At 59.7% G+C, this 9894-nt stretch carries 10 protein-coding genes; 6 read left to right on the top strand and 4 right to left on the bottom strand.

The window, feature by feature from the left end; translation table 11 throughout:
- The 4 genes from L0H65_RS08195 to L0H65_RS08210 all read left to right on the top strand — a co-directional run.
- Nucleotides 1–309 (top strand): ABC transporter permease subunit (locus L0H65_RS08195; protein WP_301458391.1); only part of this gene is annotated, 309 nt, incomplete at its 5' end.
- Nucleotides 309–1409, top strand: a complete 1101-nt coding sequence (locus tag L0H65_RS08200) for an ABC transporter permease (protein ID WP_301458392.1) — start codon at nt 309–311, stop codon at nt 1407–1409. The genes L0H65_RS08195 and L0H65_RS08200, both read left to right, overlap by 1 nt.
- Nucleotides 1406–3016 (top strand): ABC transporter ATP-binding protein, encoded by a 1611-nt coding sequence (locus L0H65_RS08205; protein WP_301458393.1) that lies wholly within the window; start codon nt 1406–1408, stop codon nt 3014–3016. The genes L0H65_RS08200 and L0H65_RS08205 overlap by 4 nt, the downstream gene beginning before the upstream one ends.
- Nucleotides 3013–4242, top strand: coding sequence for a glycosyltransferase (locus L0H65_RS08210; RefSeq protein WP_301458394.1), 1230 nt, complete (start codon nt 3013–3015; stop codon nt 4240–4242). Before L0H65_RS08205 ends, L0H65_RS08210 begins: the two co-directional genes overlap by 4 nt.
- A gap of 9 nt (nt 4243–4251) precedes the next feature.
- Here L0H65_RS08210 and hemN read toward each other — a convergent pair whose 3' ends face one another.
- Nucleotides 4252–5607, bottom strand: a complete 1356-nt coding sequence (hemN, locus tag L0H65_RS08215) for an oxygen-independent coproporphyrinogen III oxidase (protein ID WP_301458395.1) — start codon at nt 5605–5607, stop codon at nt 4252–4254.
- A gap of 64 nt (nt 5608–5671) precedes the next feature.
- On the opposite strand from hemN, the gene fnrL reads away from it, so the two are divergent.
- Nucleotides 5672–6418, top strand: a complete 747-nt coding sequence (fnrL, locus tag L0H65_RS08220) for a transcriptional regulator FnrL (RefSeq protein ID WP_301458396.1) — start codon at nt 5672–5674, stop codon at nt 6416–6418.
- Nucleotides 6419–6481: 63 nt separating this feature from the next.
- Nucleotides 6482–7402: a PhzF family phenazine biosynthesis protein gene (locus tag L0H65_RS08225; protein ID WP_301458397.1), complete on the top strand. Its 921-nt coding sequence runs from the start codon at nt 6482–6484 to the stop codon at nt 7400–7402.
- Between the two features lie 91 nt (nt 7403–7493).
- Here L0H65_RS08225 and L0H65_RS08230 read toward each other — a convergent pair whose 3' ends face one another.
- From L0H65_RS08230 to L0H65_RS08240, 3 genes are read right to left on the bottom strand one after another with little or no spacing between them, the layout of a single operon-like run.
- Nucleotides 7494–8222, bottom strand: coding sequence for a 1-acyl-sn-glycerol-3-phosphate acyltransferase (locus L0H65_RS08230; RefSeq protein WP_301458398.1), 729 nt, complete (start codon nt 8220–8222; stop codon nt 7494–7496).
- Complete coding sequence (locus tag L0H65_RS08235) at nt 8222–9115, bottom strand: ABC transporter permease (protein WP_301458400.1); 894 nt, start codon at nt 9113–9115, stop codon at nt 8222–8224. Before L0H65_RS08235 ends, L0H65_RS08230 begins: the two co-directional genes overlap by 1 nt.
- Entirely contained in the window at nt 9115–9786 is a 672-nt protein-coding gene (locus L0H65_RS08240; RefSeq protein WP_301458399.1) for a cell division ATP-binding protein FtsE, read from the bottom strand. The genes L0H65_RS08235 and L0H65_RS08240 overlap by 1 nt, the downstream gene beginning before the upstream one ends.
- Nucleotides 9787–9894: the final 108 nt, after the last annotated feature.

Consider the following 9894-nt stretch of genomic DNA (forward strand, 5'->3'; position numbering starts at 1 on the left):
AAGGCAAAGGGGCTTACGGAGGCGCGAGTGCTTTACGGCCATGTGTTCCGCAACGCGATGCTGATTGTGATTGCGGGCTTTCCGGCGGCGTTTGTGTCAATCTTCTTTGGTCAAAGCCTGATTATCGAGACGATCTTTTCTCTGAATGGTTTGGGCCAGATGGGGTTTACCGCTGTGGTGGATCGCGACTACCCGGTGATGTTCGGCACACTTTACGCCTTTGGGATCATGGGGCTGATCGTGGGGATTTTGTCGGATATGATGTATGTCTGGATCGACCCGCGCATTGACTTCGAGGGGCGCGGTTGATGGCGCTTTCCCCGTTGAACCGCCGCCGCTGGCGCAATTTCAAGGCCAATCGCCGCGCTTTCTGGTCGCTATGGGTTCTGCTGGTGCTTTACGGGCTGTCGCTTTTTGCCGAAGTGTTGGCCAATGATAAACCGCTGCTGGTCAGCTATCGCGGTGAGCTGCGCGCGCCTTTTGCGCAGTTTTACTCCGAGGAAAGTTTCGGCGGCGATTTCCGGACCGAGGCGAACTATCGCCAGCCCGAAGTGCGCTGCCTGATCCGCTCCGGCGGGGTGGAGGCTTGTCTCGATGATCCGGACGCGGCGCTGGAAGCGTTGGAGGCGGGAACTCTGGAGGGTGCTGACCCCGGCTGGGTGTTGTGGCCGCCGATTCCCTACAGCTTCAACACTATCAACGATATTGGCCGCGCTGCCCCCAGCCCACCGGATAGAAATCATTGGTTGGGGACGGATGACACCGCGCGTGATGTGATGGCGCGGGTGATTTATGGCTTTCGGCTGTCCGTGTCGTTCGCTTTGATCGTGACCTTCTTCACGTCAATACTCGGGGTCGCAGCGGGCGCGGTGCAAGGCTATTTCGGCGGCTGGGTCGATCTGATCTTTCAGCGTGTGCTGGAGATTTGGGGCTCCACCCCCAGCCTGTATGTCATCATCATTGTGGCCGCCATCTGGCGGATGAATTTCTGGCTGTTGGTCGGCCTCATGGTGCTGTTTGGCTGGACTTCGCTTGTCGGCGTGGTGCGCGCCGAATTCCTGCGCGCGCGGAATTTTGAATATGTGCGCGCGGCGCGGGCGCTTGGCGTGTCGGACCGGGTGATCATGTTCCGCCATGTGCTGCCGAATGCGATGGTTGCCACGTTGACTATGCTGCCCTTCATCATCACCGGAACCATCGGGTCGCTTGCGGTACTGGATTTTCTGGGATTTGGTCTGCCCGCCTCTGCCCCGTCCCTGGGGGAGTTGACCTTGCAAGCCAAACAGAACCTGCAAGCGCCGTGGCTCGCCTTTACCGCATTTGGGGTGTTCGCGACCATGCTTTCGCTGCTGGTGTTCATCTTTGAAGGCGTGCGCGATGCCTTTGATCCGCGAAAGACCTTTCAATGACTGAAACAGTTCTTTCCATTGAAAACCTGACTGTCGGCTTTCGGCAGGATGGTCGGATTGTTGAAGCGGTGAAGGGTGTTTCCTTCACTGTCGGCAAAGGCGAAACCGTGGCGCTGGTGGGCGAAAGCGGGTCTGGCAAGTCGGTGACAGCCCTTTCCACCGTGTCGTTGCTTCCCGCCGCGGCACAGGTTTCAGGCTCCATCCTTTACAACGGCACCCAGATGGTCGGCGCTCCCGAGGCCGATTTGCGCCGGGTGCGCGGCAATGACATCAGCTTCATTTTCCAGGAGCCGATGACCAGCCTCAACCCGTTGCATACGATTGAAAAGCAACTGGCAGAAAGCCTTTCGCTGCATCAGGGGTTGGATGGCGCGGCGGCGCGGGTGCGGATTTTGGACCTGCTGAACAAGGTGGGTATCCGTGATGCCGAAAGCCGTCTTGGTGCGTACCCGCATCAGCTTTCAGGCGGGCAGCGCCAGCGGGTGATGATCGCGATGGCGCTGGCCAATGGCCCGGACCTGCTGATCGCGGATGAGCCGACAACCGCGCTGGATGTGACGATCCAAGCGCAAATCCTTGAACTTTTGGCCGAGCTGAAACGGGCGGAGGGGTTGAGCCTGCTGTTCATCACCCATGATCTGGGCATCGTGCGCCGCATCGCCGACCGGGTTTGCGTGATGCAAGGTGGCGAGATTGTCGAGCAGGGTTCAGCGGCGGAGATTTTCGCCAACCCACAGCACCCCTATACCAAGAAGCTACTCGCGGCCGAACCCAAAGGCCGCGCTGAACCCGCTCCGAAAGGCGGGTCGGAGGTGATCGCGACCAAGGATCTTCGCGTCTGGTTTCCGATCCATCGCGGCTTTCTGCGCAAGGTGGTCGGGCATGTGAAGGCGGTCAATTCCGCGACGCTTTCGGTGAGTGCGGGAGAGACTTTGGGAATCGTTGGCGAAAGCGGGTCCGGAAAGACCACGCTGGCGCTGGCGATCCTGCGTCTGATCCCGTCCGAAGGGGTGATCCGTTTTCAGGGCGCTGACATTCAGGGCAAGAACGCCAAGCAGATGCGGCCACTGCGCCATCAAATGCAGGTGGTGTTCCAGGATCCATATGGCAGCTTGTCGCCGCGTATGACGATTGAACAGATTATCAGTGAAGGCTTGGGTGTGCATGACACCGCCAAAGGCATGGATCACCGCCAGATGGTGGCGGATATCATGGAGGAGGTCGGGCTTGATCCCGCAACAATGGGTCGTTACCCGCATGAATTTTCCGGCGGACAACGACAGCGCGTGGCAATCGCACGCGCGATGATCCTGCGGCCGAAACTGGTGCTGCTCGATGAGCCGACAAGCGCGCTGGATATGACGGTCCAAGTGCAGATTGTGGACCTGCTACGCGAATTGCAGCGCAAGCACGGGTTGGCTTATCTGTTCATCAGCCATGATTTGCGTGTCGTGCGCGCATTGGCGCATAAGGTGATTGTTATGCGGCAGGGCGATGTGATCGAGGCGGGCGAAGGGGCGACCGTGTTCGACAATCCTCAAACCGAGTATACCAAAGCCTTGATGGCCGCGGCGTTTGGGGCGTCGATGTCCGGCGTAGCGCCATGAAAGTGCTTTTCGTTCATCAGAATTTCCCCGGCCAGTTCCTGTATCTCGCCCCGGCGTTGCGGGCGCGAGGACATGATTGCAAGGCGCTGACGGACGCAAAGAACAAGCGCGAAGCCTCAATCCCGATCCTGCGCTATCGCCATGACATGCCACCGCCAGATCCGGGCGCCACACGGCTTGGCCGCAACTTCACCCAGATGACGGATCGGGCTGTGACCGTGGCGCGTGCGTGCCTGCAACTGCGCGATAAGCACGGCTATGCGCCGGATGTGATCTTTGGCCATTCCGGCTGGGGGGAGACGCTGTTTCTGAAAGAAGTTTGGCCCGATGCCAAATTGATTGTCTATGCAGAGTTCTATTATCGTGGTGTCTCGCGTGATGTCGGGTTTGATCCGGAATTCAGCCGACCGGGCTTTGACCCGGTAATGTCGGCGCAGTCGCGTGCCGCGCATCTCGGGCAATCGCTTTTGCATGCGGATGCGGCGATTGCACCAACAAAATGGCAGGCCAGCACCTATCCCGCCCCTTTGCGCCCGATGATCGAGGTGATCTTTGACGGGGTGAATACTGCCGTGATGACCCCCAATCCGCAAGCCACCCTCACCGTGCCGAATGGCAAGACCCTGCGCGCAGGCGATGAGGTTCTGACCTTCGTAAACCGCAATCTCGAACCCTATCGGGGTTATCACAGCTTCATGCGCGCCTTGCCGGATGTGATGTCGGCGCGCCCAGAGGCAGAGGTGGTGATCGTCGGTGGCGATGATGTGAGTTATGGTGCCGCCCCACCCAAAGACCAGACATGGAAACAGATATTCCTTGATGAAGTGAAAGACAGGCTGGATCTGTCGCGCGTGCATTTCCTTGGTAAAGTGCCGTATCCCGAGTTTGTGGCGCTGATGCAGATCAGCCGTGTTCACGCTTACTTCACCTATCCATTCGTGTTGTCATGGTCGATGCTGGAAGCGATGTCGGCAGGCGCTTATGTGATCGGTTCCCGCTCCCCCCCCGTGGAGGAGTTGATAGAGGATGGGGTGAATGGTCGCTTGGTGGACTTCTTCGATATCAAGTCCTGGTCGGCGGCGCTGATCGAAGGCCTGGCCGAACCCGAACGCTTCATGCCGCTGCGCAAAGCGGCACGGCAAACCATTCTCGATGGTTATGATCTGCACCGCGTCTGCATGCCGCGCATGGTTGATTTTGTCGAAAGTTTCGCACCGCAGGACTGACCGTAACCGTTACACTGCGGAAGAATGTTGCGCCTTGGCGTGGTCATAGGCATCAAAGGCCCGCGCGATCATCCGGGTCAACGGGCGCCCCTGCGGCGTAATGGCGAAGCCGCTTTCGTCAAGGATCACCATATTGCCAAAAGCGGTTTTGGCGGTTTGAAACAGGGCTTCAAGCTGCGGGGCTTTGACCTCGAAATCACGCAGCAATTCCGCACGATCAACGCGAAAATCGCACATCAACGCTTCGATGATGCGGGCACGCAACAAATCTTCGCCACGGAACGTGTGGCCGCGATGAGTGGAGAAACGTCCTTCGTAAATTGCTTTCGTGTGTGCGGCGGTCGCGCTGGCGTTCTGCGCAAATCCCTGCGGAAAGCGCGAGATTGACGATGCCCCAAGCCCGATCAATGCCATCGCGGTGTCGTCGGTATAGCCTTGGAAATTCCGCCGCAATTGGCCGTTTGATTGCGCCTGCGCCAACCCGTCGCCCGGTCGTGCGAAATGGTCGATGCCAATCTCGGCATAGCCATCGCCGACAAACAAATCCCGCGCGGTTTCAAACAGTGACAACCGTTCTTCTGGAATCGGGATGGTGTCAGACGGAATCAACTGCTGGCGGCGCGACATCCACGGCACATGGGCGTAGCCATAAAGCGCCACGCGATCCGGTGACAGGCTCAGCAGCTTTTCCACCGAATCAGCGATGCGCCCGTTGGTCTGGTGGGGCAGCCCATAAAGGATATCGGCATTCAGGCTTTTCACGCCACGGTCACGGATCATCCCTGCGACTCGCCGCGTCAATTCATAGCTTTGTTCGCGCCCGATGGCCTTCTGAATCTCCGGGTCGAAATCCTGCACCCCGATGGAAGCGCGGTTCATGCCGGCGGCGACCAGCACATTCAGCCGCGCGGCATCAATCTCATTCGGGTCAATCTCCACCGAGAATTCGCCGCCGGGTGCCAACGGTGCCATGTCAAAAACCTGATCGGCCAAGGCGCGCATCAGGTCGGGCATCAGCAGCGTGGGCGTGCCACCACCCCAATGCAGGCGCGACAGCGTGACGCCGGGCACTAAATAGCGGCGCAAAAGCGCGACTTCCTGCCGCAGCATGTCGGCATAGGCGATGATCGGCACATCCGACGAAGTGCCTTGCGTGCGGCAGGCGCAGAACCAACACAGGCGGCGGCAAAATGGCACATGGATATAGAGTGAGATTGAGGCCCCGGCAGGCACCGCAGATACCCATTCCACAAAGCGATCCGGCCCGATTCCCGGTGTGAAATGCGGGGCGGTCGGGTAGCTGGTGTATCGAGGTACGCGCGCGTCAAATAGTCCGAAACGCTTGAGGTCTGATTGTGTGTTCATATCTAGATCGGTGATGTATAATATTGATCAACACCTTGATTCAGATCAAATGAAGGCTGTGACGATGACAGTGCAAGACAGAAACCTGAAAACGCAGGATTGTGGCGACTGCCCGATCCGCCATCGCGCCGTCTGCGCCCGCTGTGAAACCGATGAATTGGCGCAGTTGGAGCAGATGAAATACTATCGTAGTTATCAAGCCGGGCAAACGGTGGTCTGGTCCGGCGATCACATGGATTTCGTGGCTTCGGTGGTGACAGGCGTTGCGACGCTAAGCCAGACAATGGAAGATGGTCGCCGCCAGATGGTCGGCCTGTTGCTGCCGTCCGATTTTGTCGGCCGTCCTGGCCGCGATACGGTGGCTTACGACGTGACGGCGACAACTGATCTTGTGATGTGTTGTTTTCGCAAGAAAGCATTTGAAACCATGATGATAGCTACGCCAAGTGTTGCGCAACGGCTGCTGGAAATGACGCTGGATGAATTGGATTCGGCGCGGGAATGGATGCTTCTGTTGGGCCGCAAGACCGCGCGTGAAAAGATTGCGAGCTTGCTGGCCATCATCGCGCGTCGCAATGCCGGGTTGATGCTGAAGCGTGCGACGGGGCGGCTGGTGTTCGATCTGCCCCTGACGCGCGAGGAAATGTCGGACTATCTTGGCCTGACGCTGGAAACGGTTTCGCGCCAAATGTCCGCCCTGCGCAAAAGCGGCGTGATTGAGCTGGAAGGCAAGCGCCATGTCGTGGTCAATGACTTTGATCTGCTTATGGAAGAAGCGGGCGATGACAGCGATGGTGGGATGTTGAGCTGACATTCTGCGGCGTCGAATGCGATGGTGGGGTGGACCGGGCAGAATAGGGAATGACGGAAAAGAATGCTGAAGTTTCACACGATGGACGTGTTCACCGAAACTGCGTATCTCGGCAATCCCTTGGCAATTGTTCTGGGAGCGGATGCGCTGGGCACCGATCAGATGCAGACCATTGCGCGCGAATTCAACCTGTCGGAAACCATCTTCGTGCAACGGCCAAAAAATCTGGCGCATACCGCAAAGGTGCGTATCTTCCTTCCGACTGCGGAGATCCCCTTTGCCGGCCACCCCACCATCGGTTGCGCCATCCTTTTGGCGGAAGCGGCGATGGGTGACGGCGACAGCGAATGTCAGATTGTTTTGGAGGAGGAGGCGGGCGTCGTTCCCGTCCATGTTCGCCGTCAATCGGGGCGGATTACTGCGGAACTGACCGCGCCGGTTGTCCCTTTCCGCCATGACGGTCCGCAGAACCCGCGTGCGCTGTCGCCTGACCTTCTGGCGCTGGCTCTGTGTCTGCGCTCCGATGAAATCGGTCTGCCCGACCATAAACCCGGCTTGTGGCAAGGCGGCTCTGCGTTCTTGTATGTGCCGCTACGGGATTTGGGCGCACTCAAATCGGCCCGCCCGGCAGAGCCGTACTGGTCAGAAGTGCTGCAAGCCGGCGGCGTGACCAGCGCCTATCTTTACACGATAGGGGCGGCGGGGGTGGATTATCAGGCGCGTATGATCTCTGCCAAGAACAGCTTTTCGGAAGATCCGGCAACAGGTTCGGCCAGTGCCATCCTTGCGGCGCAGCTTTGGGCTTCGGGCGCTGTAGGGCAAGGTGAAACCTGGCTTTCGCTGCTGCAAGGCGTGGAAATGGGCCGACGGAGTGAGATTGGCCTGACGATCAGGTGCAACGCTTCCGGCGTTCAGGAGGTGCGGGTCCGCGGATCGGCGGTGCGTATCAGCGATGGTCAGATCCGCGTACCAGCGACAACCTGATCCGGATTGCTCTGGTCCCGATCCTCGTGGCCCGGATTCCGTGGCAACGCCGCCGAGAGGGGGCTCGATGCCCCCCGAGGTGGCTTTCCCCTCAGGCCTGAAACCCGGCCTCGAGCATCAAGGCGTCCGATTTCGCTTCCACCTCGCGCTCCAGCCGCGCCATGAAATCGGCGTTGCGCAGGCCGGGCGCAATCGCGGGCAAAAATTCCACCACCGCCAATCCCGGTTTGCGCAGAATTCCGCGTTTTGGCCAAAGTACCCCGACATTTGTGGCCACCGGAATACAATCCTGCCCCAACTGGGTGTAAAGTGCCGCGGTGCCGACCTTGTAGGGTGCTTTGACACCGGGCGCGATCCGGGTTCCCTGACTGTAGATGATCAATTGTCCGGCTCGTTGCGCGCCGGATTTGACATCAGCCATCATTCTGGTGATCGCAGCACCGCGCTTGCCGCGATCCACTGGAACGCAACCGATGCGCAACGCGAACCAGCCGAGGATCGGCGCATAGATCAACTCTCGCTTCATGATGAACTTGCCGCGTGGGACGGCATGAAAAATCATCAATATATCCAGAAAACTCTGATGCTTTGCCGCGATCAGGGCCTCGCCTGTCGGTGGGGTGCCGCGCACCTCTGTCCGCATTCCGGTCAACAGTCGCAATGTCAGCAAGACCCAGGCGCAAAACGCATGGCAGGCCGCCAACGCGCCGTCCCGGCTGAAAATCGCATAGGGCAGATAGATCAGCCCGATCACCGCCATCGCCAGATACATCTGGAGGACGAAGATCAGGGACATGAGCCATTGCAAAATGAGGCGCATCAGGTCAATTCCTTCAGTTTGCGGAAGGCGGCGAAACGGGTGGCGATGAATGCGACCAATGCCGAAACCAGTGGCAAGCACAGTGGCAACAGCCAGCCCGCACCCTGAAAGCCGAGCCCGGTCAGAAACCCGCCCGCCGCGTCAGCCGATGGCAGCAAAGCAACCCCGATCATCCCCAGCATCGCCCCGACGGCAGATCCGGCAAGTGCGCGCAGCGTGAAACGTCGCACGAACGCGCGGGCGATATAGGTGTCCCGCGCGCCCACCAGCCGAAGCACGCGCACCACCTGCGCATTGGCGGCAAGCGAAGCGCTTGCGGCCAGGGTGATCATTGCCGCCATCGTCGCCCCGATCAGCAAGATGGAGATCATCCCCAGCATCCGCAACCGCCCCGCTGCAACCGCCAGGGGTTTGCGCCAGCGCGTGTGGTCGTCGAGCACTGCGCCGGGTGCTTCAGCCGCCAACCTTTGGCGCAGACCCGTTGCATCAAAGCCGGTGCTGTCTTCGGTCACTTCGACAAGGCGGGGGATCGGCAGCGCATCGAGCGGCAGGTCGGGGCCGAACCAAGGCTCCAGCAGTTTGCGCTGTTCGGCGTCATCCATCGCGCGGGCACGGGCAACGCCGGGTGTCGTGGTCAAAACCTCCAGCACCGCTTTGGTCTGCACCTCCATCTGTCCGGGCGGGGCAGAGATGCGCACCGTGGCACTGCGTGCCAACGCATCGCCCCAACGATCAGCAAGCCGCCCGGACGCCAGTGAAAGCGCCAAGGCAAAGACGGCGAGAAAAGTCATCGTGGCCGCCGTAAAGCTGGTCAGCCAAGCCGTATGGCCCGAAGGCGGCACCACTCGATCCGCCTGCTTGTCGCCTTGCAGCAACGTGGGTATGCGCGCGATCACAGGTCTGCCCCCGCCAGTTGCACCCGGCGTTTGGCGATGCGCAGCACCCTTGCCGGGACTTGCTGTTTTGCGGCGCGGATCAGGTTGAGGTCATGCGTCGCGACCAGAATGGTCTTGCCCATCTTGTTCAACTCCACCAGCAGCGTCAGCAGCCGGAGCGACATCTCCCAATCCAGGTTTCCGGTCGGCTCATCCGCCAGCACCACATCGGGCGACATGATCACAGCGCGCGCCACGGCGGCGCGTTGCCTCTCACCCCCGGAAAGCTGCGGCGGCAAGGCATCGGCCAAAGGTGCCAGACCGACCCAGTTCAAAAGATCTTGCAGATCGTCCGACGTTGATTGTCGGCTGGCGACGGTGACCGGCAACATGACATTGGCGGCCAGCGGCAAATGATCCAGAAACTGGCAATCCTGATGTACCACTCCCACCCGCCGCCGCATCATCGCGACCTCATCCCGGTTCAGACTGCGCACTTCGCGGTCAAAGAGATTGATGCGCCCGGCGGTCGGCAACAACTCGGCATAGCACAGTTTGAGGAAAGTGGATTTGCCAGCGCCGGATGGCCCGGTCAGGAAATGGAAAGACCCCGGAGCCAGCCGCAAGCTGACATCCGAAAGCAGTTCCCCCCCGCCATAGGAATAGGCAACATTGTCAAAGGCGATCACGCGATGCTCCGTTCGCGCGGCGGGTTGCCGCGTGTTTGTTGCAGTTTTGCCCAGAGTAGCGCGGGTTTCAACGCCCTATTGTACCTGAATTGAGGACAAAGGGTTGGA

Origin of the sequence: Pseudorhodobacter sp. (assembly GCF_030452865.1) — a bacterium.
Taxonomy (GTDB): domain Bacteria; phylum Pseudomonadota; class Alphaproteobacteria; order Rhodobacterales; family Rhodobacteraceae; genus Pseudorhodobacter.